Consider the following 23,566-nt stretch of genomic DNA (forward strand, 5'->3'; position numbering starts at 1 on the left):
TGTACCCGGGCCGAGTACCGAATACAGGAGACACATCGACATGACTGCTACGAGAAGGTCAGTGGTCGCCGGCGTCTCGACGACCGTGCTGGCTGGGGGCCTGTTCCTGGGTGCCCCGGCCGCCGTCGCCGCACCGGTCGACGCACCGCCGGGCGGAGTTCCACCCGGCGCAGCCGCCCCGCTGGACGGGAATCCGGCACCCGCCGTCCCGGACGTCGTGCCGGCGGCACCGGTCGTCCAGGAGGCGCCACTCGAGGTCCAGGAGGCGCCGCCTCCGGCACCGGTCCTCGAACAGGCACCGGTCCTCGCACCGCCGCCACCGGTGCTCGAGCAGGCACCGGTCCTCGCACCGCCGCCACCGGTCGTTCCGGAGCCGGCACTCGTCGTCCAGGAGGCGCCGCCTCCTGCACCGGTGCTCGAACCGGCACCCGTCGTCCAGCCTGCACCGGTCGTCCCACCGCAGGCACCGGTCCTCGAACCGGCACCGGTCGTCCAGCCTGCACCGGTCGTCGAACCGGCACCGGTCGTCCAGCAGGCACCGGTCCTCGAACCGGCACCGGTCGTCCAGCCTGCACCGGTCGTCGAACCGGCACCGGTCGTCCCACCGCCGGCACCGGTGCTCGAACCGGCACCGGTCGTCCAGCAGGCACCGGTCGTCCAGCCGGCACCGGTCGTCCAGCCTGCACCGGTCGTCCCACCGCCGGCACCGGTGCTCGAACCGGCACCGGTCGTCCAGCAGGCACCGGTCGTCCAGCAGGCACCGGTCGCCCCGGAGGAGGCCGCACCCGCGGTCGTCGAGGAACCGACGGCATCCGTCCTCCAGAGGGCCGCACCCGCGGTCGTCGAGGAACCGACGGCATCCGTCCTCCAGAAGGCCGCACCCGCGGTCGTCGAGGAACCGACGGCATCCGTCCTCCAGAAGGCCGCACCCGCGGTCGTCCAGGAACCGACGGCATCCGTCCTCCAGAAGGCCGCACCCGCGGTCGTCCAGGAACCGACGGCATCCGTCCTCCAGAGGGCCGCACCCGCGGTCGTCGAGGAACCGACGGCATCCGTCTTCGAGAAGGCCGCACCCGCGGTCGTCCAGGAACCGACGGCATCCGTCTTCGAGAAGGCCGCACCCGCGGTCGTCGAGGAGCCGGCGGCGCGGAAGGTCGCCGCGCAGGTCGCGGTGGAGTCGCTCCTGAACGACGGCCTCAACGTGGACACGTTCCTGGAGATGGGGCCGATGCAGCAGCCCGCCGGTGCCGGCCTGCTCACGGCGCTGTTGGCCGCGGCGGTCGCCCTGCCCGGAGCCGTGGCGCTCCGGGCCCGACGGCTCGGCCGCGCCTGAGGCGAGCCATGGAACGGGGCGGTGCCACCCGCAGGGCGGCACCGCCCCGTTCCCCCTGAACGACGTGACCGACAGGACAGCATGACCGCGAAAGCCCAGCCGGCCCGGCCGCGCCCCGACCGGGCCCGCGATCCGCACGCCCGCTCGGCCGCCGTCGTGACGCTGTGCGCCGCGGTGCTGTGGATCGCGCTGATGAACCAGTGGTTCGTCCTCCAGGAGTACTTCGGACACACGCCGGAGGCGGCCGCACCCGTGGGACTGCGGATCGACGCCATCGGCTTCGACGCGGACGTCCTGCCCTACACCCCGTCGGAGGACCAGTACGCGGAGGCGTCCGTGGTGCCTCCGCAGACGTACAACGGCTACTGGCTCACCCCGTACGGGATGCCCGGGGAGGGGTCGGAGAACACGACGTACATCGCGGGGCACAGCTGGGACCAGATCGAGCTGCCGTTCAACCGGCTGAGCGAGCCCGGGCTCGTGGGCCGGGAGCTCGAGGTGGAGACCGTGGACGGAACCCTCGACTACGTCGTGGACTCGGTGACCACCTACGACAAGGAAGGGCTCAAGGACAGCCCGATCTGGGCGGTCGCTCCGCACCGCATCGTCCTCATCAGCTGCTACACGCGCGACGCCGTCGAGAAGAACATCGTCGTCACCGCCTCGCCGGCACGACCGGAATAGGGCCGTGGGCCCGCCGGGCTCAGCGCAGGCCCACGGGGCGCTCGAGGGCCAGTTCGAGCAGCTCGTCGATCAGCCGGGTGTAGTCGAGGCCGGACTCGGCCCACATCCGCGGGTACATGGAGATCGGGGTGAAGCCGGGCATCGTGTTGATCTCGTTGATCACCACCCGGCCGTCGGGGGTGTAGAAGAAGTCCGCCCGGCACAGACCCTCGCCCTCGACCGCCTCGAAGGCCGTCACGGCTCCGGCGCGGACCGCGTCGGCCGCCTTCCGGGGGAGGTCGGCGGGGCAGCTGAGCCGTGCGGCGGCCTGGGAGACGTACTTGGCCTCGAAGTCGTAGAAGGCGTGCTCGTCCACGATCTCGATCTCTCCCGGCATGGATGTGCGGGGCGGCTCCGTGCCCCGGCCCTGCAGCACGGCGCACTCGATCTCCCGGCCCTCGATCCCGGCCTCCACCACGAGCTTGCGGTCGTGCTCCCGGGCCGTCTCGACCGCCTCGGCCAGCCCCTCCGGGCCGTCCACCTTGGTGATCCCGAACGAGGAGCCGGCGCGGGCCGGTTTCACGAACACGGGGAACCCGAGCTCCTCGATCCGGGCACGGACGGCGGCGGGGTCCAGGCGCCACTGTCGGTCGGTCACCACCGTGTAGGGGCCCACCTCCATGCCCGCGGCCTCGAAGGCGAGCTTCATGAAGTGCTTGTCCATGCCGACGGCCGAGGCGGTCACGCCGCACCCGACGTAGCGCAGGCCCGCGAGCTCGAGCATCCCCTGGAGCGTGCCGTCCTCGCCGAACGGGCCGTGCAGGAGCGGCAGCACGACGTCGATGTGCCGGTCCCGGCTGACGGTGGCCCCGCAGGGCCCGTCGTGGCGCACGATGAGCTCGTTCTCGCCGACCTTCAGCGGGAGGCTCACGAGCTCCGGCCCGACGGGCAGCTCCGCGATCGGGTTCTCGTCCAGGAGCCGTTCCAGCTCCTCCTGCGAGTACAGGAACCACTCCCCGGACCTGGAGATCCCGACGGTCACCACGTCCCACTTCTCCCGGTCGAGGGCGCGCAGCACGCCGCGGGCGGTGATCAGGGAGATGGAGTGCTCGCTGGAGCGACCGCCGAAGAGCACGGCGACGCAGGGGCGGGGGGTCATGGGGCGGTCCCTTCCGATTTGATCTCACGGCCCAGCAGGAGCGGGGCCAGGTCGTCGATGGTGATCCGCTCGCGCAGGATCGCCACCACGGCCTCGGTGATGGGCATGTCCACGCCGTGGTGCCGCGCCAGGGACAGGACGGCCGGTGCCGACTTGATGCCCTCGGCGGTCTGGGTCATCTCCTCCTGGACCTCCCGGAGGCTCTTGCCCAGGCCGAGCAGCCGGCCGGCCGTGCGATTGCGCGACAGCGGCGAGGAGCAGGTGGCCACGAGGTCGCCCATCCCTGCGAGCCCCGAGAGGGTCTCGAGCTTCCCGCCGAGGGCCAGCGCCAGCCGGGTCGTCTCGGCGAGGCCGCGGGTGATGATGGACGCCTTCGAGTTCTCCCCGAAGTGCCGGCCGTCGGCGATCCCCACGGACAGCGCGATGACGTTCTTCACGACGCCCGCGATCTCGGTGCCCACCACGTCGGTGTTGGTGTACGGGCGGAAGTACCGGGTCCGGCAGGCGTGCGCGACCCAGGAGGCGAGCTCCGTGTCCGGTGCCGCCACCACGGAGGCCGTGGGCTGCTCCTCGGCGATCTCCATGGCCAGGTTGGGGCCGGAGAGCACGCACGTGCGCTCCCGCCAGTGGCCGGGACCGCGGCCGGTGGCCCGGCCCAGCTCCTCCGCGACCACCTCGCTCATCCGCAGCCCCGTGTCCCGCTCGAGCCCCTTGGCCAGGGACAGCACGACGGCGTCCGGGTCCAGCAGCTGGGCCACGGCGGCGAGCTGCGGCCGCAGCGACTGGGCGGGAACGGCGAGGACCACGAGGTCCGCCCCGCGCACTGCGGCCTCCAGGTCGGCGGTGATCACCAGCGGCTCCGGGAGCCTGATGCCGGGGACGTACCGGTCGTTGACCCTCGTCCGCGCGGTGTGCTCCATGGCGGCGCGGTCCCGGCCCCAGAGCACGACCGTCCGCTCGAGCGGCGTCCCGTGGGCGTGGGCGGTCTCCCGGGCGCTGTCGACGAGGATCTTCGCGAACGTCGTGCCCCAGGAGCCGGCGCCGAGGACGGCGACCTTGCGTGGTCCCGAGGGGTCCCGTGCCGGTGTGGTTCCGGGCGCGGTCAGGGGCTGTGTCACAGGCGGCCTCCTCGGCGGCGGTCCCACAGGCGGGCAGGGGCCTCGGTGCCGCGCAGCGCGGCCAGCTCGCGGCTCACGGCCCGCATGATCGCGTCCGTGGCCTCCTCGAGCGCCTCCGCCTCGCCGCCCACCGGCCGGGCGAGGTCGGTGACGTGGCCGCGCCACGGGGTGAGGTCCACGGGCGCGCCGATCCGCACGCGCACGTCCTTGCGCGGGAACAGGCTCAACGACCGCCGGCCCGAGGGCCCGCGGTCCAGGACCTCCTGGTCGCCCCAGTGGGCCAGCGGGACGACCGGAAGGCCCGTGGCCAGCGCGAGGCGGGCCGCGCCCGTGTGCCCGGACATGGGCCACCGGTCGGGGTCCCGGGTGAGGGTGCCCTCCGGGTAGACGACGACGGCCCCGCCGGACTCCAGCTCGGCGCGGGCGGCGGTGAGGGCGGCGGCGGCGTCGGCCGTTCCCCGCAGTACGGGCACCTGGCCGGTGGCCCGCAGCGTGGACCCCAGGAGCGGAACGCGGAACAGGGAGGCCTTGGCCAGGAAGCGGGGCATGACCCCGTTGTCGTAGAGCACGAGAGCGACCGTGAGGGGATCGAGCTCCGTCAGGTGGTTGGGCACCACGATGAACCCGCCCTCCGCGGGGAAGTGCTCCTCCCCCGTCCAGCGCAGCCGGGCCACCAGCCGGTAGGCCGGCTTCACGATCCCGGCGAGCACGCGGAACAAGCTGCGGTCGGAGGTACGGCTCATCGGCGGGCCCGGCTCACGCGCCGTCGAGCTCGAACGACGCCCCGAGACCCGCGAGCTTCTCCGTGAAGCGCTCGTAGCCGCGCTCGATGAGCTCGACGCCCGTGACGTGGGACGTGCCCTCGGCGGCCAGGGCGGCGATCAGGTGCGAGAAGCCGCCGCGCAGGTCCGGGATGTTGATCTCGGCGGCCCGCAGCGGGGTCGGCCCCGAGATCACGGCGGAGTGCACGAAGTTGCGCTGCCCGAACCGGCACGGCACGGAGCCGAGGCACTCGCGGTGGAGCTGGATCGTCGCGCCCATCCCGTTGAGGGCGCCGGTGAAGCCGAAGCGGTTCTCGTAGACCGTCTCGTGGACGATGGACACGCCCTTCGCCTGGGTCAGGGCGACGACGAGCGGCTGCTGCCAGTCGGTCATGAAACCGGGGTGCACGTCGGTCTCCACGATCAGGGGGTTGAGGTCGCCGCCCGGGTGGTAGAAGCGGATGCCGTCGTCGGCGATGTCCAGGCCCCCGCCGATCTTCCGGAAGGTGTTGAGGAAGGTCATCATGTCGGCCTGGCGGGCGCCGCACACGAAGATGTCGCCGCCGGTGGCCAGCGCGGCGGAGCCCCAGGAGGCCGCCTCGATGCGGTCGGGCATGGCCCGGTGCCGGTAGCCGGTGAGCTCGGGAACGCCCTCGATGCGGATCACGCGGTCCGTCTGGACCGTGATGATCGCCCCCATCTTCTGCAGGATCGCGATGAGGTCGAGGATCTCGGGCTCGGTCGCGGCCCCGCGCAGCTCGGTGTGGCCGTCGGCGCGGGTCGCCGTGAGCAGCACCTGCTCTGTCGCGCCCACCGACGGGTACGGCAGCTCCACCTTGGCCCCGTGCAGGCCGTGCGGTGCGCTCATCCGGATCCCGGACTCGAGCTTCTCCACGCGGGCCCCGAAGTGGCGGAGCACGTCGAGGTGGTAGTTGATGGGCCGGTCGCCGATCCGGCAGCCGCCGAGGTCGGGGATGAACGCCTCCCCGATCTGGTGCAGGAGAGGTCCGCACAGCAGGATCGGGATGCGGGAGTCCCCGGCGTGGGCGTCGATGTCGGCGTGCCGCGCCGTGGTCACGTTGGAGGGGTCCAGGGCCAGGCGGCCGTCCTCGCGGGAGACCTCCACGCCGTGCAGGGACAGCAGGTCCGTGACCACCTGGACGTCCTTGATCTCCGGCACGTTGGCCAGGACGGACGGTGTCGACCCCAGGAGGGCGGCGACCATGGCCTTGGGGACGAGGTTCTTCGCCCCTCGCACGGTGACCTGCCCGGACAGGGGGACGCCGCCCGTGATGTGCAGTGCGCTGCTCATGACCTTCCGATCTGCTCTTGCCGGACCGCCCCGGGCGGGAACGGCACCCGTACAGTGTAGGTTCCCCGGCGGGCAGCTCCGGACAGCACGGTGTCGTGCGTGTCCGGGACAGCGCACGGTCCGGCGGGCCGGGCGGGCGCCGCCGGACCGGAGGGGCTCAGCTGCGGGCGGGCAGCGTGGTCGGCTTGAACGCGGGCCGGGAGGCCTCGAACTCCTCGATCTCGGCCTCGTGCTGGAGCGTGAGCCCGATGTCGTCGAGCCCCTCCATGAGCCGCCAGCGGGTGTAGTCGTCGATGGTGAACGGAACGGTGACGGTGTCGCACGTCACGGTCCGGGTCCCGAGATCCACCTCGATCTCGGTGCCGGGGTGCTCCTCGATCAGCTTCCACAGCAGCTCGACGTCGGCCTGGTCCACCTGCGCGGCCAGCAGGCCCTGCTTGCCGGAGTTGCCGCGGAAGATGTCCGCGAACCGGGAGGAGATGACCACCTGGAAGCCGTAGTCGCGCAGCGCCCACACGGCGTGCTCGCGGGAGGAGCCGGTCCCGAAGTCCGGACCGGCCACGAGCACCGTGCCGTGGCGGTAGGGCTCCTGGTTCAGCACGAAGTCCTCGTTCTTGCGCCACGCGGCGAAGAGCGCGTCCTCGAAACCGGTCTTGGTGATCCGCTTGAGGTAGACGGCGGGGATGATCTGGTCGGTGTCCACGTTGGACTGCTTCAGCGGGACGCCGACGCCCCGGTGCGTGGTGAACTTCTCCATGGGAGGGCCTTCCTGGGGTTCGGGACGCCGGTCAGGCCGCCGCGGCGACGGCGCCGGGGGCGTCGAGGTCGGACGGGGAGGACAGGGTGCCGCGCACGGCGGTGGCCGCGGCCACGAGCGGGGAGACCAGGTGGGTGCGCCCCCCCTTGCCCTGCCGGCCCTCGAAGTTGCGGTTGGACGTCGAGGCGCACCGCTCCCCCGGGGCCAGCTGGTCCGGGTTCATGCCCAGGCACATCGAGCACCCGGCGAAGCGCCAGTCCGCCCCGAACTCCGTGAACACCCGGTCCAGCCCCTCGGCCTCGGCCTGCAGCCGGACCTTCGCGGAGCCGGGCACGACCATCATGCGCACGTTCTCGGCCTTCGTCCGGCCCTTGACGATCTCCGCCGCGGCGCGCAGGTCCTCGATCCGGGAGTTCGTGCAGGAGCCGAGGAAGACCGTGTCGACCCTGATCTCCTTCATCGGCGTGCCCGGCTCCAGGTCCATGTACTCGAGGGCCCGGCGGGCGTTGGCCTTGTCGTTCTCGTCGCCCAGGTCCTCGGGGTCGGGCACGGCCGAGGACAGGGGGACGCCCTGCCCCGGGTTGGTGCCCCAGGTGACGAACGGTTCGAGCTCGTCGGCGTCCAGGAAGACCTCGGCGTCGAAGACGGCGTCGTCGTCGGTGCGCAGGGTCCGCCAGTACTCGACCGCCGCGTCCCAGTCGGCGCCCTCGGGCGCGTGCGGGCGGCCCTGGACGTAGTCGAACGTGGTCTCGTCCGGGGCGATCATGCCCGCACGGGCGCCGGCCTCGATCGACATGTTGCAGATCGTCATCCGGGCCTCCATGGACAGCGACCGGATCGCCGAGCCGCGGTACTCCAGGACGTAGCCCTGCCCGCCGCCGGTGCCGATCTTGGCGATGACGGCCAGGATGATGTCCTTCGCCGTGACGCCCGGGCGCAGCGTGCCCTCGACGTTGATCGCCATGGTCCGGAAGGGGGCCAGCGGCAGGGTCTGGGTCGCCATGACGTGCTCGACCTCGGAGGTGCCGATGCCGAAGGCCAGGGCCCCGAACGCGCCGTGTGTCGACGTGTGGGAGTCACCGCACACCACGGTCGTGCCCGGCTGGGTCAGGCCCAGCTGCGGGCCGACCACGTGCACGATGCCCTGCTCGGCGTCGCCCAGCGGGTGCAGGCGCACGCCGAACTCCTCGCAGTTGGCGCGGAGGGTCTCGATCTGCTTGCGCGAGGTGTCGTCGGCGATGCGCGAGAAGATGTCCTGCGTGGGCGTGTTGTGGTCCTCGGTGGCGATCGTGAGGTCGGGGCGGCGCAGCCGCCGGCCCGCCAGACGCAGCCCCTCGAAGGCCTGCGGGGAGGTGACCTCGTGGAGCAGGTGCAGGTCGATGTAGAGCAGATCCGGTCGTCCGTCCTCGCCCTGGCGAACGAGGTGGTCCGCCCAGACCTTCTCGGCGAGCGTGCGCCCACCGGCCCGGGGCGCCGCGGGAGTCGTGGAGGGGGTCGTGGACTGGTAGTCCGGCATGGCGGATCCTTCCGTGCTGCCTGTCGGTCTTTGGTCCATGGTCGTCGCACGCGTTCGGCGGAGGCCAGCTTTTCGGCTTGCTTCTCACATTCTGAGACGGCAGTATCGAAACATGGACACATCTGGACACATGGACCCGTCCGGCGCCCTGCTGGGCACCCCCCTGGGCGGGCAGGGGACGGGTGAGGCGCTCGAACTGCACCCCGCCTCCTCCCCGAGCGGCGTGGGGGTGGTCGACAAGGCCTCGATGATCCTCGACGCCCTCGAGGCCGGCCCCGCGACGCTCGCCCAGCTGGTCGGCGCCACAGGGCTGGCCCGCCCGACGGTGCACCGGCTGGCGGTGGCCCTCGCCCACCACCGGTTCGTGGGCCGGGACATCCAGGGCCGCTTCGTGCTGGGCTCACGGCTCGTGGAGCTGGCCTCCGCCGCGGGCGAGGACCGGCTGATCGCCGCCGCCGGCCCGGTGCTCGTCAATCTGCGCGACGCGACCGGGGAGTCGGCCCAGATCTTCCGGCGGCAGGGCGAGTGGCGCGTGTGCGTCGCCTCCGCGGAGCGGCCCATCGGGCTGCGGGACACCATCCCGGTGGGCACCCAGCTGTCCATGAAGGCGGGCTCCGCCGCGCAGGTGCTGGTGGCCTGGGAGGACCACGACCGGCTGCTGGAGGGCCTGCGCCACGCCCGGTTCTCCGCGACCGTGCTGGCCGGGGTCCGGCGCCGCGGATGGGCGCAGTCGCTCGGCGAGCGCGAGCCGGGCATCGCCTCCGTCTCCGCTCCCGTGCGCGGACCCTCCGGCCGGGTGATCGCGGCGGTGTCGATCTCCGGCCCGATCGAGCGGCTCACCCGCCAGCCCGGGCGCCTGCACGCCGAGGTCGTGGTGCAGGCGGCGCGGCAGCTCACGGAGGCGGTCCGCGCGACCGCGCAGTAGTCCCGTCCGCACGAGGGCGCGGCGGTCCGCCCCGGCCACGGCTGCCTGCGGCCGTCGCGCTCAGCCGCGCAGGACGGCGAGCGCCTCCCGGAAGGCGGCGAAGGTCTCGAGCTCCGCCCGCACGGGCTCGACGACGGTGCGCCGACCCGCCTCGGCGACCGACACGCGCAGCCTCCGCCGCACGGAGCGCTCCCGCATCCGGGCGCCGAAGCCCGCGAGGACGCGCCCGGTCAGCGCCAGGAACACTCCGCTCACCACGCCGGCGAGCACGAGCAGGGTGGGCACGGGCAGCGGGAAGCCCTCCACGTACGGGGGCGGGGGCACGGGAACCTGGAACCACTCCAGCAGGAACAGCCCGAGCAGCCACAGGAGGCCGGCCACCACCGCGAGCATCGCGATCCACTGCAGCACGTCGAAGACGAGCCACCACCAGGAGTTCCTGCGGGCCCGGAAGTCCGTGCGGGCGATCGCCTGGTCGATCGCGTCCGGCAGCTTCTCCTGGTGGGTCCGCGCGGCCTGGCGCACCGACCGGGTCCACGGCTCCGAGGCGCCGGCGGCGGCGTCGTGGGCGAACGTGCGCACCGCGGAGTCGGCGGCGGCCCGCTGGGCCGCGCCCATCGGCGGCAGGGAGGTCCGGTTGACCTCGGGGGCGACGGAGTCCCCGCGGTCCAGGTTGAGCCGGCGCATCGGGTCCTTGCGGAACTTCAGCAGCCAGCGGGTGGCGATCCATCCGGTGTGCCCGGCGGCGTGGAGGGCGTAGGACCTGCCCGCGGCGCGCGCGATGCCGGCAACGTTCGCCGCCTGCGCCAGCCCCCCGGCCAGCCGCTCCTGCGCCTCCTCGGTGATCCCGGCGGGCCGGGTCTCGCCCGACGCGGCCGCGAGCAGCTCGGCGGCGTCGGTGACGTCGGCGTCGAGCCGCGCCCCGGCGGCGGCCCGGGAGTCCGCCACCTGACGGATCCGCGAGCGCAGCGCCTCCACCCCCTGCCCCGTCACGGCCGAGACGGCCACGGGCTTCGACAGCCCCGAGACGGGCAGCCCGTCCTGGGTCACGAGCTGTTCGAGGGAGGCCATCACGGCGGGCACCTCCGCCGCGGGGAGCCGGTCGACCTGGTTCATCACGACCATGGTCACGGCCCCGTGCCGGGCCAGCGGCGCGATGAACTCCTGGTGGATGATCGCGTCGGCGTACTTCTGCGGGTCGACGACCCACACCACGACGTCGACCATTCCCACCAGGCGCTGCACGATGGTGCGGTGGTGCAGGCTCACGGAGTCGAAGTCGGGCAGATCGAGCAGGATGAGGCCGCCCGGCCCCTCGGGCGCGCTCGCGCCCGTGATCCGGTCCTTGACGCGCGTCCACCGGCCGGGCTCCTCCTGGCCCGAGGGCAGGGGCGTGTCCACGTGGTGGCGCTGGGCGACGCCGAGCCAGTCCAGCAGGGCCTCGCTGCCGGGCTCGCCCCACACCGCGGCCAGGGGCTCGGAGGTGGTGGGCCGGCGGGGGGCCGCACGGGCGATCTCCCGGCCCACCACCGCGTTGAACAGCGAGGACTTGCCGGACCCGGTGGCCCCGAAGAACCCGACCACGGTGTGGTCAGCGGACAGGGCGCGGCGCTCGGCGGCCCGGTCCAGGACGCTGCGGGACGCGGCCACGGCGTCGTCGTCGAGCCGGCCGGCCGCGAGGTCGGTGGCCCGGGCGAGCGCGGCCAGGCGCTCGGACAGCGTCGGGGCGGCCTGGCGGGCGGGGGTCACCGGCCCTCCCCCAGGCTCCCGGCCGCGGCTCGCACGCGCTGGGCCCCGGCCTTGAGCTCGTGGGCCTCGGGGTGCCCGTCCAGGACGTCGAGGCGCCGCAGGAACACGGCCGCCTGCTGGTCCATGAGGGTGGAGATGCGGGACTCGAGGTTCCTCCGGGCGTCCTCGGCCATGCGCCGCACGGCGTCCTCGCCGAAGACGGCCTCGAGCAGCTTGGTGCCGACCACGCCGGACCCGCCGGCGATGCCGACCTCGAGCCCGGTGAGCCCGCCGGTCATGGAGAAGACGCCGATCATGAGCAGCACGGTGAGGCCGTTGAGTCCCAGGGACAGGGCCCGGGCGCGGGTCCTCTTGTCGGCGCCCTCGCGCTGGATGAGCTCCATGAGGTCGCCCTGCCAGGCCCGGACCTGCTCCGCGGTGCGCTCCCGGAAGTCGGGGGGCAGGGAGCCGAGGTCGCTGCCCCCGAGCAGCACCCGGCCGGCGGGCTCGTCCTGCCAGCGCCGCTCGGCCGTCTCCGCGGCGCGGGCGGCCTCCTCGACGACGACGGTCTGCAGTCCGGTCTCGATGGCCTCCTCGACCTGCACCTCTGGCGCCGGCCTGCCGGTGAAGAACGCGGTGACGCGGTCCCGTGCCCGCCCGATCCCGGACTCCAGGCCGCGGAAGAACTCCCCGGTGCCCACGAAGTCCTGCCAGCGGGCCAGGACCTCTCCGCGCAGCAGCGTCCCGTCCCGGGTGGAGTCGACGACGGCCTCCAGCGCCTCGTCGAAGGCCCGCTCGACGTCGGTGCGCAGCTGCGCGGCGACGCGCTGCTGCACGAGCACCGCGTCCCCCGCGGCATCCGTGCGGTCGGCCACGGCGCGGACCGCCCCGCCGACGGTGCGCCGGGCGATCTCCGACCGGGCGGCGGCGTCCCGGCCCAGCTCGGCGAGGAAGTCGGCGACCGGGGCCACGACGTGGGGCGGGAGCATGCCCGTCTCGTTGAGCGGGGACTCCGGGACCACGAACACCGGGGCCTCGCCGAGCCCCCGGTCGGCGAGCATCCGCCGCAGGTCCTCCTCGATCTCCCCCTCGAGACCCTGCGGGACGCGGTCGAGGACCACCGCCACGGTGATCTCCCGCTGGGCGGCCTCGACGAGCAGCCGCCACGGGACGGCGTCGGCGTAGCGGTTGGCGGTCGTGACGAACAGCCACAGGTCCGCGGCCGCGAGCAGCTGGCCGGCGAGCCGGCGGTTGTCGTCCGAGATCGAGTCGACGTCCGGGGCGTCGAGCAGCGCGACGCCCTCGGGGATGCGCTCCTCCGCCAGGAGCACCAGGGCCTGTCCGTCCGCCGTGCCGGGCAGCGCCGCCGGGGCGGGAGCCCTGCCCGCCACGGCCGCCCCCGGGACCTTCTGCGCGTGGATCCGGCTCAGGTGCGGGAGCACCCGCTGCGTCGCGAAGGCCTCGGCGTCGCGTGGGTGGTGGATCAGGATGGGCTGGCGGGTGGTGGGGCGGATGGCCCCGGCCCGGGTCACCGGGTGCCCCACGACCGCGTTCACGAGCGTGGACTTGCCCGCCCCGGTGGACCCGCCGACGACCGCGAGGAGCGGGGCGTCGAGGCGGCGCACGCGCGGCAGGACGTAGTCGTCGAGCTGGGCGACGGCCCGGCCGATCTCCTCCCGCTCGCGCAGGACGTCGGTGGTGGACAGCGGCAGGCTCGACGCCGCGAGCAGCGCCCGCACGTCCTGGAGGGCGCTGAGGATCTCGGTCTGGTCGGTCACGTGCCCATTGTGCCAGCCGGCTTGTCCCAGTCAGCGTGCTGTCGACCGACCGGTGCCCCGGTCCACGAGCCGGCCGAGGACCTGGTGGGCCGTCCGGTCGGGCGTTCAGCGGCGGCCATGGCGCCGGTGGTCCTCCGCGTAGGCGGCGAAGGCCTCCTCCGGCGACGGACCGGAGCGCACGAAGTCCTTCCGGAGCTTGTGCGCGAGCTGCTCGAGGGCGCCGCCCAACCGGGCTCCGGCGAGCCGGACGTCGGCCGTGGGTGCGGTTGCCGCCGCGTCGCGCAGGAGCAGGGTGCAGGGCAGCTGCCGTGCCAGGGACAGCGCAGGGTCCTCCTCCTGGAAGTAGTAGCTCTCGTTGTACTGGGTCAGGTCGATGCGGGCCTTGTCCACCTCGGCGGCGAGCGTGTGGAGGACGCCTGCGGCCGCCACCGGATCCAGCTGCGGGATCGATCCGGCCCAGCCCTCGTCCGCGAGGGACTTCAGCTCCAGGGCCAGCGAGCGGCGCCGGGACAGGGGCGGGTAGACCTGCGTGAACCAGGTCAGGGCCGCGGTCAGCAGGGCGAACCCGGTGAGGGCCTCGATCGGGGACGCGAGCCTGAGGACGGGATCGACGGCCACGACGTCGCCGAAGCCGAGCGTCGCGAGTGTGACGAGGGAGATGTAGAGCGCCTCGGCGAGGTCCCCGTAGTCGGACGCGTCGACCCCCGGAGAGTAGCTGAACCCGCCGGGCACGTGCGGAAGGTAGACGAGGGCCCACCCCAGCGCCTGCAGCCCCACCCACACGAGGACGACCGCGACCATCGCCGCCGGACCGACGACGGAGCCGGCCCGGTGGCCCGTGGCCTTCGAGAGCCGCCACGCCCCCACCAGGACGGCGTGGCCGAGCGCTCCCTTGCCGCTGGGGTGCAGCAGGCCGTGGAAGATGTCGAGCAGCCCCATCACGATCAGGGCGATCCCCGCGAGTGTCAGCACCACGTCCACGCCGTTCCCCCTTCTTCCCGGCCTCCGCGCCCGTCCGGCGCGGCCCTTGCGGCGGTCCTCGCCCTTGTCCGTTCTACCATCAGCAGGATTACGGTAGGGACCGAGGAGTCACGAACCATCGCCCCGGCGGATCCGGAGGAGGGAGCACCCCGTGGAGATCAACCTGGTCCTGGCGCTGTTCGCCGGGGCGATGCTCGTGTTCTCGGCCTTCTCCACGGTGCTGCAGCGGGCGAGCCTTCCCGGACCCCTGCTGTGCCTGGCCTTCGGGGTCCTGATCGGGCCCCACGCCCTCGACCTGCTGCGGATCGCGGACTTCCGGGTGCCCGCCGGCACGCTCCTGGAGGAGGCCGCCCGGATCACCCTGGGCGTGGGCCTGGCCGGGGTGGCGCTGCGCCTGCCGCACGGCTACTGGCGCGACAACGTGCGGTGGCTGCTGGCGATCATCGGCGTGGGCATGGCTCTGATGCTCGTCGTCGCCACGGGTGTCCTCTGGTGGGGCCTGGGGCTGCCGTTCGTGGCCGCCCTGCTGCTCGCCGCCGTCGTCACACCGACCGACCCCGTGGTCACCACGCCGATCGTCACCGGGTCGCTGGCCGAGGAGAGGGTGACCGAACGGGTCCGTCACAACCTCTCCGCCGAGAGCGGGCTCAACGACGGCCTCGGCTACCTGTTCGTCATGCTGCCCGTGCTGCTGCTCACCGAGCCGGACCGGGCGTGGCACGAGCTGTTGACCACGGTGCTGCTGTGGGAGGTCCTGGGCGCCGCCGGCATCGGTCTCGTGGCCGGCTTCGGGCTGGGCAAGCTGTTCGTGCTCGTGCGCAGGCACGGCCTCATGGAGGAGAGCTCGTACCTCGCGTTCATCGTGCCGCTCGCCCTGCTGCTGCTCGGGGTCGGCAAGCTGCTGGGCACCGACGACATCCTCGTGGTGTTCGTCGGGGTGGCCGTGTTCGGGCAGGTCATTCCGCAGCGGGAGGAGGCGGAGGAGGACAAGGTCCACGACGCCGTCGCCCGGCTCTTCCTGCTGCCGGTCTTCGTGCTGCTGGGGATGGCCCTGCCGATCGTCGAGTGGGCGCGGCTCGGCTGGCCCGCTGCCGTGGTGGTGGCCGCCGCCGTGCTCGTGCGCCGGCTCGTGACCGTGTGGGCCCTGCGCCCGCTCATCAAGGACCTCCACGACCGCCCGGAGACGTTCTTCCTCAGCTGGTTCGCCCCGGTGGGGGTCTCGGCCCTGTTCTACGCCACGATGGCCGAGCGCCACACCGGGAACCACGAGATCTTCGTCCTGACCACCCTGGCCATCACCGCCTCCGTGCTGCTGCACGGCCTCACCTCCGCGCCCCTCAGCGCCTGGCTGCGGCACCGGGAGCCGGAGCCGAAGGAAGAGCACGACGCGGTCGTCTGAACTGCCGCCGGCCCGCCATCACGAAGGGAAACGCCCATGTGGTTCGACTCCTGGACCGACATCCTGCGCATCGTCCTCGTCGGGGCAGCCTCGTACACCACACTCGTCGTGGTGCTCCGCCTCTCGGGCAAGCGCACCCTGGGACAGCTCAACGTCTTCGACTTCGTGGTGACGGTGGCCCTGGGCTCGACCCTGGCCACGATCTTCCTGAGCTCGGACGTCTCCTGGTCGGAGGGCCTCACCGCGCTCGCCCTGCTGGCCGGACTCCAGCTGCTGGTCGCCTGGATCTCCGCCCGGTGGCCACGCGCCCGCGGGGTCTTCACCTCGGAACCTGCGCTGCTGCTCGGGGACGGCGAGATCCGCTGGGATGCCCTGCACCGCAACCGGCTCACCGCGTCCGAGCTGCGCCAGGCCGTGCGCATGCAAGGCATCGGCGACCTCTCCCGGGTGCGGGCCGTCGTGCTCGAGACCAACGGCAAGCTCAGCGTCATCACCTGCGACCGGTACGGCGACGGATCCGCCCTGGCGGAGCTCCGGGGCCACGACGCCCACGGCGGCCGCAGGGACGGTCCCGGCCGGGGGCGGGATCCGGGCTGAGCACCGGGCAGTGCGTCGTCGACCCGCGTGCGCACGGGACGCCCCCAGCAGGCGCCGACGCCGCCTGATCACCCGGGCCGCCGGACGTGCACCGTCGTCCGTAAAACGGGGCCCGGGGGTGTCCTCCCCGCCGGTCCTCTCAGTACCCTGAGAGCGGCACCACTGTCCCGCGCGGTCCGCGGCCGCTCCCCCCGACCGGGGCCGGCACGAGCCGAGACCGGAGGAGGCACGTCATGACCCGCATAGCGATCGTCGTCGGCAGCACCCGCCCGAACCGCAATGCGGAGGACGTGGCGCGCTGGGTGCACGAGCACGCGTCGCGCCGCCCCGATGCGCGGTACGACCTCGTGGACATCGCCGAGCAGGGCCTGCCCCTGCTGGACGAGCCGGTGCCCCCGTCCATGGGCCGGTACGCGAACGAGCACACGAAGGCCTGGTCGGAGAAGATCGCGTCCTACGACGGCTTCGTCTTCGTCACCCCGGAGTACAACCACTCCGTCCCGGCGGCGCTGAAGAACGCCGTGGACTACCTCTACGCGGAGTGGAACAACAAGTCCATCGGCTTCGTCAGCTACGGCAGCGCCGGGGGCACGCGTGCCGTGGAGGCCTGGCGGCTGGTCGCCGCGGAGCTGCAGATGGCCGACGTCCGGGCCCAGGTGTTCCTGCCGTTCGGCTCGGAGTTCGACGGGAACTACTTCGCGCCCACGGAGGCCGCCGCACAGGACCTGGAGACGGTCTTCGACCAGGTCGTCGCCTGGGCCGGCGCCCTGCGGAGCCTGCGCGGCTGACCCACGAGCACCGCCTTCCGTCCCACCGACCCGAGAGGACAGCACCGTGACGAAGCACTACCACACCCCGCAGGACCTGGAGCGGCTCGCCGAGTTCAAGGAGCTCGCCCCGCACGAGTTCCAGGCCTTCGCCAAGTTCGACGGCACCCTCGGCCACGAGGGCGGAGCCATCGACCACCTCCACCGCGAGCTCATCGCCGTGGGCGTGGCCATCTCCTCCCAGTGCCCGTACTGCATCCAGATCCACGTCATCCAGGCCAAGAAGGCCGGGGCCAGCAAGGCCCAGATCGCCGAGGCCACCCTGGTCGCCGCGGCCCTGGGGGCCGGGGCCGCCGTGACCCACGGCACCATGGCCTTCCGGATCTACGACGAGTCCTGACCACGGGCCGGTGCCCCGCCCGGGCACCGGCCCGGCACCACGTCCGAGCCTGCGACCGCGAGACCAGGAGACGCCATGCACTCCCAGCACCACCACGACCACGACCACGACCACGGAGCCGGGTCCGCCGGCACGGAGCCGCCCGACCCGACCTTCTACCGCTCCCCGGCCGAGGCCGCCGCCGCGCCGCGGGAGAAACTGGCCTACGTGGTGGCCTTCGACCGCGCCGCGGGACGGCCCGACGCCCTCACGGTCGTCGACCTCGACCCGGCCTCGGAGTCCTACGGCACCGTGGTGGGCTGGGCGGACATGCCCACCACGGGCGACGAGCTGCACCACTTCGGCTGGAACGCCTGCAGCAGCGCGCTCATGCACGAGGGTCACGACATGGAGGGACTGGCTCGCCGCTACCTCCTGCTGCCGGGACTGCGGTCCTCCAACGTGCACGTCGCCGACACCCACCCCGACCCCCGCAACCCCCGGGTGGTCAAGACGATCACCGCCGGGGAACTCGCGCGGAAGGCCGGGTACTCCCGCCCCCACACGCTGCACTGCGGCCCGGACGGGATCTACCTCTCCTGCCTCGGCACGGCCGAGGGGGACGGGGGGCCGGGCGGCATCGCGGTGCTGGACCACGACACCTTCGACGTGGTCGGCAGGTGGGAGACCGACCGGGGCCCGCAGCACCTGTCCTACGACGCGTGGTGGCACCTGATGCAGAACACCCTCGTCACCAGCGAGTGGGGCACGCCCGCCATGGTCGAGAACGGCCTGGTCCCCGAGCAGCTGCTGAACCAGGAGTACGGGCACGCCGTGCACTTCTGGGACCTCGCCGAGGGCAAGCACCTGCAGCGCGTCGAGTGCGGGCCCGAGCACCAGATGGTCCTGGAGCTGCGCCCGGCCCACGACCCCGCGGCGAGCTGGGGCTTCGTGGACTCGGTCGTCTCCACCGAGGACCTCTCCGCCGCCGTCTTCCGCTGGTGGCGCGAGGAGGACGGCACGTGGGCCGTGGAGAAGGTCATCAGCATCCCGGCCGAACCCGCCGCGGAGGAGGACCTGCCCCCGGCCCTGCGCCCGTTCGGGGCCGTGCCGCCGCTGGTCACCGACATCTCGCTGTCCGTGGACGACCGATGGCTCTACGTCTCCTGCTGGGGCACCGGGGAGCTCAAGCAGTACGACGTGTCCGATCCGGCCCGTCCCCGGGAGACCGGCTCGGTGCGCCTGGGGGGCGTGGCCGGCCGGGTGCCGCACCCTTCGGCGCCGGGGCAGCGTCTGGCCGGGGGTCCGCAGATGGTCGAGACCAGCCGCGACGGGGCACGCGTGTACGTGACCAACTCCCTCTACGGTGCATGGGACGACCAGTTCTACCCCCACGGCGTCGGGGCGTGGATGGCCAAGATCGACGCCGACACGGAGCGCGGCGGGCTGTCGATCGACGAGGATTTCTTCCTCTCCGGGGACGACTTCCGCGGCCTGCGGGTCCACCAGATCCGGCTGCAGGGCGGGGACGCGTCCTCGGACTCCTACTGCTTCCGATCCTGACGGGCACCGTGCAGGCGAGGCGGCCCGCACCGCGGGGGCGCGGGCCGCCCGTCGCGCGGACTACTGGCCCAGCGCGCGGAGCACCTCCTGGGCGACCTGCTCGCTGGACTGCGGGTTCTGGCCCGTGATCAGGTTGGCGTCGCGCACCACGACCGGGGACCAGTCCGGGCCCGGCTCCACGACGGCCCCCTTCTCCCGCAGGACGGTCTCGACGAACCAGGGGGTGTTCTCCCCGGTCCCGCCCGAGAGTTCCTCGTCGTCGGTGAAGACCGCCATGCGGCGGCCGGCGAACGCGAACCGGTCCTTGTCGTCGACCGCGCTGAGCAGCCCGGCGGGACCGTGGCAGAACGGGGCGATGATCCGCCCGGCCCGGTCGGCCTCGACGAGGATCCGACCCAGCTCCGCGTCGCGGTACAGGTCGGCCATGGGACCGTGGCCGCCGGGCAGCACCAGCGCGTCGTAGCGGGAGACGTCCACACCGGCCAGTACGAGGGGGTGCGCCAGCTCGTCGTCGACGGACGCGATGTAGTCCCGGAACTCGTCGGCCCTCTCCCGGCCACCGGCCATCTCCGGGCTCAGGCTGGCCTCGTCGAACGTCGGCCGCTTCCCGCCGGGTGAGGCCAGGTCCACCTCGTGTCCCGCGTTCCGGAGCGCGCGGTGGGACACCACGAGCTCCTCGGCCCACACCCCGGTGGGGTGCTCGGTGCCGTCCCTCATGGTCAGGGAGTCTGCGGCCGAGACGATCATCAAGATCCTCGCCATCGTGTGCTCTCCTTCGTGTTCCGTTGCGGACGCGGTCGACCGCGCCCCTGTCGATCGTGGCCGGGTCGTCCTCCGGACCGCGTCGCCGCCGGGTCGTGGCTCAGCCGAGGGACGCGAGCAGGTCCGCGCAGGCCTGCTCGCAGCGGCGGCAGGCCTCGGCGCAGACGCGGCAGTGCTCGTGCTCTCCCGCGTGGCCGGCGCACTCGTCGCCGCAGACCTTGCAGGCGGTCCGGCACGCCTCGAGGAGGGTGCGGGTGACCTCGGCGTTGTTGCCGGTCAGGCGGGAGAGCACGTTCCCGGTCGCCGCGCAGACGTCGGCGCAGTCGAGATTCTTCCGGATGCACGAGGTCAGCTCGGCGACCATGTCCTCGGCCAGACAGGCGTCGGCGCAGGCGGTGCAGGTCTGGGCGCACTCGAAACAGGCGGCGATGCACGCCGCCAGCTTGTCCTTGTCCACCGATCCCATGTCCTTCGGGTAGGTCTCCAGCATCGAGGTGACGTGTGTCATGGACTCGCTCCTTCCTCTGGGTGTTCCCGGATCCTGCGGCACGGTCCGTGCCACACCACCGACAGTAGACTTCCGGTTCGCACGGTGGAACGGCGCCCCGTGAAGGTTCGGTGAAGATGCCGCCCGCCGGCGGCCCGTCCCGGGCGGGCGCGCCCGTGGGGCCGGGCCCTCCGGGGCAGCAGCGGTCCACTCGCCGAAGACCGCTCCCGTGACGTGGGTCGGCTTCTCGTACTGCCCGTCCGGCAGGACTCGGACCCCTCCGGTGCGTCCGCCTGCTTCGCGTTCGTCGGCCCCCGGGCACCGCGCCGGTCGGGCCCGATCCGCTGCGGACGGTCCGGTCTCCGGCCGCAGCGCCGCGCCGTCACGGACCGGGACGGCCCTCCTGGTCCAGGATGCGCAGCCGCTCGCGGTACTCCTCCTCGGTGATCTCCCCCCGGGCATGGCGTTCCAGGAGGTCGTCCCGCGCCCGGCGCAGCCCCAGCCGGGTCCGGGTCCGCCTCCCCCACCGGGTGTGCTGCCCGTAGCGGAGCACGGCCCACCGGAGCATCCGGGCCGCGGCCCACACCAGCGCGCCGAACAGGAGTGCCCAGAACACCAGTTCACGCGCCTGGTAGGGCGAGAGTCCCAGCACGACCACGGTCCCACCGACCCCTCCGACGTCGTCCGCGTGCCGGCCTCGCGGGCGGCGCGGGCCGGACGGTGGGGGGAGACTAGCAGTCGGCTCCGACGGAGGCCGGTCCCGGCCGGTCCGCGCGCGACTCAGCGCGTCAGCGAGCCGATCCCGTCGAGGATCGCGCGGTGCACGCCGGGGTCGTTCAGCGGCCGGAAGTGACCGCGCACGTCGAGCTGGACGTTGCGCGCCCCGTCGAGCCGGCTGCCGCCGGGGATGTGGGGGTCGAAGCGGCCGTAGACGGAGACGATGTCGCGGTTCACGGCGCGGTGCGTGCTCAGGGCCGAGAGCTCCGGGGAGCGCGGGAGGAACACCCGGACGGTCCGGAGGGGCAGGAGGCGGGCGAGCGCGGATCCGGAGAAGGGCGTGTTGACCGCCACGAGGCCGTGGATCACCGTGCGCGCGTTGTGGTGGGCGAGCAGGTGCTTGCCGATGAGGCCACCCTTGCTGTGGGCGACCAGCACGCAGGACTCGATCCCCTGCGCCCTGACGTACCGGTCGACCCGCGCGGCCATCTCCTCGATCGTCCCGGTGTTGAACCCGAGGTCCTCCACCACGTGGACGTCGTGTCCGTGCTCCCGCAGCAGCCCGGCCACGGGCAGCATGAAGGTCCACGACTCGTAGATGCCCGGGATCAGCACGACGCGCGGCCCGCCGTGGTCGCCCGGGGCACGGTAGTGGGCCGGATCCCAGCGGCCGAGGGCACCGGCGGCCTGCCACCGGAGCGCGTAGGCGTAGTCCAGGGCCCACGCGGCGAGGTTCGCCCCCGTCCCGGCCGGCCGCTCCCGGGTCACGAGGGCACGTCCGGCCGGGAAGGGGGGAGGCACGCGGAGAGGAACGGCCGGCAGGCGGCGGCTACCTCCCGGGGGCCCGTGTGCTGGACGGCGTGCGCGCCGCCGGGGATCTCGAGGAAGCGGGCCCCCGCAGCCGCCGCCAGACGGCGTGTCCAGTCCCGCGGAGCGATCGGGTCCCGTTCCCCGCGCACCACGAGGCCCGGCGGCGCGCAACCGTGGATGCTCTCCTCGATCCGGTCCCGGAGCATGTGCCGGGCGGTGCGCAGGTACCGGACCGGGCCCATGCGGAGGTAGTCGCGCAGGATCACGGCATTGGTGGCCGGGGGCTCCCGCAGCGTGTCCAGCAGCAGCCGCCACGCCTGGGCGGCCAGTCTCCGGGCGGCGGGGTCCACGGTGGGACCGATCAGGACCCACCCGGAGCACAGGCCCGGTGCGGCCGCCACGGCGTCCACGACGACCTGGCAGCCCATGGAGTGGCCGACGACGACGGGCCGTTCGAGCCCCAGCGCCGGGAGCGCCCCGGCGAGGACCTCGGCGAGCTCGGGCACGGTCAGCGGACGGCGCGGCCCCGGCGCCGTCCCGCAGCCCGGGAGGTCCAGGGCGTACACGTCGTGGGTGGGCGCGAGGGCGTCCGCGAGGCGGAGGAAGTACCGGCTCGACATGCCGATGCCGTGGACGAGCACGACGGGAGGCCGGGCACGGTCGAAGGTCCCGCGCACGTCCACCACGACCGGTCCCACCGCGACGCGCCGCCGGCGCAGCCCGGGGTGCCGCCCGACCCGGCCCTGTCGTCTCACCGGTGCGTCCCGTCTCACCGGTGCGTCGCCTCGAGCGCCGCGCGCACCACGTCGCGCGGGTCCCCGCTGCGGGCGAAGGCCGCCCGCTGGCGGCGCGCCCCGGAGCCGTCCCGGAGGATGCCCGCGACCGTAGACGCCACCGCCTCGAACTCCCCCCACTCGGTGAGCACGGGGCCCACGTGGTCGAGCAGTTCCGCGACGACGTCGGCGGCCGGGGCCGGGGCGCCGGTGGTCGGGCGGACCAGCTCATCCTCGACCCCGGCGCGGCTGGCCTGGAACGACCACGTCCGCAGCAGGGCCGCACCGATGGCCGGGGCCGGCAGACCCGCCTGCCACTGCCGTGCGGCGGTCTCCACCAGCCCGCGGACCAGCGCGGCGAGCGCCCCCGCCTGCTCCGGGTCCTGGCACACGTCCGCGATGCGGATCTCCACCGTCGGATAGCGGGCGGAGAGCCGGGCGTCGAAGTAGATCATGCCCAGGTCCATGGGCACGCCGCAGCGCAGCAGGTCGTCGCGCTGGCGGTCGTGCTCCTCGACCGAGCCGAAGAGGTCGGTCGGGCCGGCGGTCGGCCAGCGGATCCACGCCTGGTAGCGGAAGCTGCTGAACCCGGTCTCCCGGCCGTACCAGAACGGGGAGTTGGCGCTGAGCGCCAGGAGCACCGGCAGCCACACCCGGATCCGGTCCAGGACCGCCACGCCCTCCTCCCGGCTGCCCACCCCCACGTGGACGTGGTAGCCGCAGGTCAGCTGTTCGTCGGCGATGAGCCCGAAGTGCTCGCGGATCCTGCGGAAGCGCGGTGTGGGGACGAGGTGGGGCGCCCCCACCGCGACCGGGGAGGCCAGCGCCACGACCCTGGCCCCGACCCGGCGGGCCGCGGAGTCGGCCACGAAGCGGCCGCGGCGGATGGCCTCCACCTGCTCCTGGAGACCGGTCAGGGGCGGGCCGGCGACCTCGATCTGCTCCTGCTGCAGCTCCCTGGTGATCTCGTGGACGCGCGCGGCCCCGTCCGGCGTCCGCAGGCCGTGGAGGCGCACCGCGTCCTCGGCGACGGCCGCGGGCTCCAGGGTCTCGGCGTGCACGAGGAGCAGCTCTTCCTCGACACCGAACGTGCGGGTGGGACCGGGGGAAGGGCGTGTGGACAGGTCGCTCACCACCATCGGGGACCGTCCGGGCGGGGATCCGGCCCGGACGAAGTCTTCGGCCGTCACTGCCGGCTGTCGTCGTCGGCGGGCGGCTCCGACACGTCGTCGGCTGTTCTGCGAGCGTAGCACCGGGTGCTGAAAGGCCGCGGGACGGCGA

General features: G+C 73.4%; 23 protein-coding genes. 8 read left to right on the plus strand and 15 right to left on the minus strand.

Annotation, left to right across the window (positions count from 1 at the left end; all coding sequences use genetic code 11):
- The first annotated feature begins 40 nt into the window (after positions 1-40).
- The gene (locus ACH9EU_RS10925) at positions 41-1,333 is read left to right on the plus strand and encodes a hypothetical protein (RefSeq protein WP_396413960.1); all 1,293 of its coding nucleotides are present in this window, start codon (positions 41-43) and stop codon (positions 1,331-1,333) included.
- An 81-nt stretch (positions 1,334-1,414) separates the two neighbouring features.
- Complete coding sequence (locus ACH9EU_RS10930; RefSeq protein WP_396413961.1) at positions 1,415-2,017, plus strand: sortase domain-containing protein; 603 nt, start codon at positions 1,415-1,417, stop codon at positions 2,015-2,017.
- A 19-nt stretch (positions 2,018-2,036) separates the two neighbouring features.
- Here ACH9EU_RS10930 and ACH9EU_RS10935 read toward each other — a convergent pair whose 3' ends face one another.
- The 6 genes from ACH9EU_RS10935 to leuC form a co-directional block, all read right to left on the minus strand.
- On the minus strand, positions 2,037-3,155 hold the full coding sequence (locus tag ACH9EU_RS10935) for a D-alanine--D-alanine ligase (RefSeq protein WP_396413962.1): 1,119 nt from the start codon (positions 3,153-3,155) through the stop codon (positions 2,037-2,039).
- The gene (locus ACH9EU_RS10940) at positions 3,152-4,273 is read right to left on the minus strand and encodes an NAD(P)H-dependent glycerol-3-phosphate dehydrogenase (RefSeq protein ID WP_396413963.1); all 1,122 of its coding nucleotides are present in this window, start codon (positions 4,271-4,273) and stop codon (positions 3,152-3,154) included. Before ACH9EU_RS10940 ends, ACH9EU_RS10935 begins: the two co-directional genes overlap by 4 nt.
- Positions 4,270-5,016 (minus strand): 1-acyl-sn-glycerol-3-phosphate acyltransferase, encoded by a 747-nt coding sequence (locus tag ACH9EU_RS10945; protein WP_396413964.1) that lies wholly within the window; start codon positions 5,014-5,016, stop codon positions 4,270-4,272. Before ACH9EU_RS10945 ends, ACH9EU_RS10940 begins: the two co-directional genes overlap by 4 nt.
- A gap of 13 nt (positions 5,017-5,029) precedes the next feature.
- Positions 5,030-6,346 (minus strand): UDP-N-acetylglucosamine 1-carboxyvinyltransferase, encoded by a 1,317-nt coding sequence (gene murA, locus ACH9EU_RS10950; RefSeq protein WP_396413965.1) that lies wholly within the window; start codon positions 6,344-6,346, stop codon positions 5,030-5,032.
- Positions 6,347-6,503: 157 nt separating this feature from the next.
- A complete protein-coding gene (gene leuD / locus ACH9EU_RS10955) occupies positions 6,504-7,103 on the minus strand; it encodes a 3-isopropylmalate dehydratase small subunit (protein WP_396413966.1) in 600 nt (199 codons plus the stop codon).
- 31 nt (positions 7,104-7,134) lie between these two features.
- Positions 7,135-8,619 carry a 3-isopropylmalate dehydratase large subunit gene (gene leuC, locus ACH9EU_RS10960; protein ID WP_396413967.1) on the minus strand — a complete coding sequence of 495 codons (1,485 nt, stop codon included), beginning with the start codon at positions 8,617-8,619 and terminating at the stop codon, positions 7,135-7,137.
- Between the two features lie 112 nt (positions 8,620-8,731).
- Between leuC and ACH9EU_RS10965 the strand changes: the two genes are divergently transcribed.
- Positions 8,732-9,544 carry an IclR family transcriptional regulator domain-containing protein gene (locus tag ACH9EU_RS10965; RefSeq protein WP_396413968.1) on the plus strand — a complete coding sequence of 271 codons (813 nt, stop codon included), beginning with the start codon at positions 8,732-8,734 and terminating at the stop codon, positions 9,542-9,544.
- A 60-nt stretch (positions 9,545-9,604) separates the two neighbouring features.
- Here the strand turns inward: ACH9EU_RS10965 and ACH9EU_RS10970 are convergent, their stop codons facing one another.
- The 3 genes from ACH9EU_RS10970 to ACH9EU_RS10980 form a co-directional block, all read right to left on the minus strand.
- Positions 9,605-11,293 (minus strand): dynamin family protein, encoded by a 1,689-nt coding sequence (locus ACH9EU_RS10970; protein WP_396413969.1) that lies wholly within the window; start codon positions 11,291-11,293, stop codon positions 9,605-9,607.
- Positions 11,290-13,050, minus strand: a complete 1,761-nt coding sequence (locus tag ACH9EU_RS10975) for a dynamin family protein (RefSeq protein WP_396413970.1) — start codon at positions 13,048-13,050, stop codon at positions 11,290-11,292. Before ACH9EU_RS10975 ends, ACH9EU_RS10970 begins: the two co-directional genes overlap by 4 nt.
- Before the next feature lie 105 nt (positions 13,051-13,155).
- Positions 13,156-14,031, minus strand: a complete 876-nt coding sequence (locus ACH9EU_RS10980) for an ion channel (RefSeq protein ID WP_396413971.1) — start codon at positions 14,029-14,031, stop codon at positions 13,156-13,158.
- 151 nt (positions 14,032-14,182) lie between these two features.
- On the opposite strand from ACH9EU_RS10980, the gene ACH9EU_RS10985 reads away from it, so the two are divergent.
- The 5 genes from ACH9EU_RS10985 to ACH9EU_RS11005 all read left to right on the plus strand — a co-directional run bounded on the left by ACH9EU_RS10985 (position 14,183) and on the right by ACH9EU_RS11005 (position 18,736).
- Positions 14,183-15,430 carry a cation:proton antiporter domain-containing protein gene (locus tag ACH9EU_RS10985; protein WP_396413972.1) on the plus strand — a complete coding sequence of 416 codons (1,248 nt, stop codon included), beginning with the start codon at positions 14,183-14,185 and terminating at the stop codon, positions 15,428-15,430.
- Positions 15,431-15,466: 36 nt separating this feature from the next.
- Positions 15,467-16,027, plus strand: coding sequence for a YetF domain-containing protein (locus ACH9EU_RS10990; protein ID WP_396413973.1), 561 nt, complete (start codon positions 15,467-15,469; stop codon positions 16,025-16,027).
- Between the two features lie 233 nt (positions 16,028-16,260).
- Entirely contained in the window at positions 16,261-16,815 is a 555-nt protein-coding gene (locus ACH9EU_RS10995) for an NAD(P)H-dependent oxidoreductase (protein ID WP_396413974.1), read from the plus strand.
- Between the two features lie 46 nt (positions 16,816-16,861).
- Complete coding sequence (locus ACH9EU_RS11000; protein WP_396413975.1) at positions 16,862-17,194, plus strand: carboxymuconolactone decarboxylase family protein; 333 nt, start codon at positions 16,862-16,864, stop codon at positions 17,192-17,194.
- 75 nt (positions 17,195-17,269) lie between these two features.
- Complete coding sequence (locus tag ACH9EU_RS11005; protein ID WP_396413976.1) at positions 17,270-18,736, plus strand: selenium-binding protein SBP56-related protein; 1,467 nt, start codon at positions 17,270-17,272, stop codon at positions 18,734-18,736.
- A 60-nt stretch (positions 18,737-18,796) separates the two neighbouring features.
- Here ACH9EU_RS11005 and ACH9EU_RS11010 read toward each other — a convergent pair whose 3' ends face one another.
- From ACH9EU_RS11010 to ACH9EU_RS11035, 6 genes are all read right to left on the minus strand, one after another.
- Positions 18,797-19,498: a DJ-1/PfpI family protein gene (locus ACH9EU_RS11010; protein ID WP_396413977.1), complete on the minus strand. Its 702-nt coding sequence runs from the start codon at positions 19,496-19,498 to the stop codon at positions 18,797-18,799.
- A 100-nt stretch (positions 19,499-19,598) separates the two neighbouring features.
- Complete coding sequence (locus ACH9EU_RS11015) at positions 19,599-20,006, minus strand: four-helix bundle copper-binding protein (RefSeq protein WP_396413978.1); 408 nt, start codon at positions 20,004-20,006, stop codon at positions 19,599-19,601.
- 361 nt (positions 20,007-20,367) lie between these two features.
- Entirely contained in the window at positions 20,368-20,637 is a 270-nt protein-coding gene (locus ACH9EU_RS11020) for an SHOCT domain-containing protein (protein WP_396413979.1), read from the minus strand.
- 128 nt (positions 20,638-20,765) lie between these two features.
- Positions 20,766-21,503: an alpha/beta fold hydrolase gene (locus ACH9EU_RS11025; RefSeq protein WP_396413980.1), complete on the minus strand. Its 738-nt coding sequence runs from the start codon at positions 21,501-21,503 to the stop codon at positions 20,766-20,768.
- A complete protein-coding gene (locus ACH9EU_RS11030; protein ID WP_396413981.1) occupies positions 21,467-22,267 on the minus strand; it encodes an alpha/beta fold hydrolase in 801 nt (266 codons plus the stop codon). The genes ACH9EU_RS11025 and ACH9EU_RS11030 overlap by 37 nt, the downstream gene beginning before the upstream one ends.
- Before the next feature lie 14 nt (positions 22,268-22,281).
- Positions 22,282-23,424, minus strand: a complete 1,143-nt coding sequence (locus ACH9EU_RS11035) for a glutamate--cysteine ligase (RefSeq protein ID WP_396413982.1) — start codon at positions 23,422-23,424, stop codon at positions 22,282-22,284.
- Between the last annotated feature and the right edge of the window lie 142 nt (positions 23,425-23,566).

It is taken from the genome of Kocuria rhizosphaerae (assembly GCF_044462265.1).
Classification (GTDB): domain Bacteria; phylum Actinomycetota; class Actinomycetes; order Actinomycetales; family Micrococcaceae; genus Kocuria; species Kocuria rhizosphaerae.

Bases quoted from the DNA above. Each gene is read 5' to 3' on its own strand.
- murA (WP_396413965.1), bottom strand. From the start codon at position 6,346: ATGAGCAGCGCACTGCACATCACGGGCGGCGTCCCCCTGTCCGGGCAG.
- ACH9EU_RS11005 (WP_396413976.1), top strand. From the start codon at position 17,270: ATGCACTCCCAGCACCACCACGACCACGACCACGACCACGGAGCCGGG.
- ACH9EU_RS10965 (WP_396413968.1), top strand. From the start codon at position 8,732: ATGGACACATCTGGACACATGGACCCGTCCGGCGCCCTGCTGGGCACC.
- ACH9EU_RS10990 (WP_396413973.1), top strand. From the start codon at position 15,467: ATGTGGTTCGACTCCTGGACCGACATCCTGCGCATCGTCCTCGTCGGG.
- ACH9EU_RS10935 (WP_396413962.1), bottom strand. From the start codon at position 3,155: ATGACCCCCCGCCCCTGCGTCGCCGTGCTCTTCGGCGGTCGCTCCAGC.
- ACH9EU_RS10925 (WP_396413960.1), top strand. From the start codon at position 41: ATGACTGCTACGAGAAGGTCAGTGGTCGCCGGCGTCTCGACGACCGTG.
- ACH9EU_RS11015 (WP_396413978.1), bottom strand. From the start codon at position 20,006: ATGACACACGTCACCTCGATGCTGGAGACCTACCCGAAGGACATGGGA.
- ACH9EU_RS10995 (WP_396413974.1), top strand. From the start codon at position 16,261: ATGACCCGCATAGCGATCGTCGTCGGCAGCACCCGCCCGAACCGCAAT.
- ACH9EU_RS10930 (WP_396413961.1), top strand. From the start codon at position 1,415: ATGACCGCGAAAGCCCAGCCGGCCCGGCCGCGCCCCGACCGGGCCCGC.
- leuD (WP_396413966.1), bottom strand. From the start codon at position 7,103: ATGGAGAAGTTCACCACGCACCGGGGCGTCGGCGTCCCGCTGAAGCAG.
- ACH9EU_RS11010 (WP_396413977.1), bottom strand. From the start codon at position 19,498: ATGGCGAGGATCTTGATGATCGTCTCGGCCGCAGACTCCCTGACCATG.
- ACH9EU_RS11035 (WP_396413982.1), bottom strand. From the start codon at position 23,424: ATGGTGGTGAGCGACCTGTCCACACGCCCTTCCCCCGGTCCCACCCGC.
- leuC (WP_396413967.1), bottom strand. From the start codon at position 8,619: ATGCCGGACTACCAGTCCACGACCCCCTCCACGACTCCCGCGGCGCCC.
- ACH9EU_RS10945 (WP_396413964.1), bottom strand. From the start codon at position 5,016: ATGAGCCGTACCTCCGACCGCAGCTTGTTCCGCGTGCTCGCCGGGATC.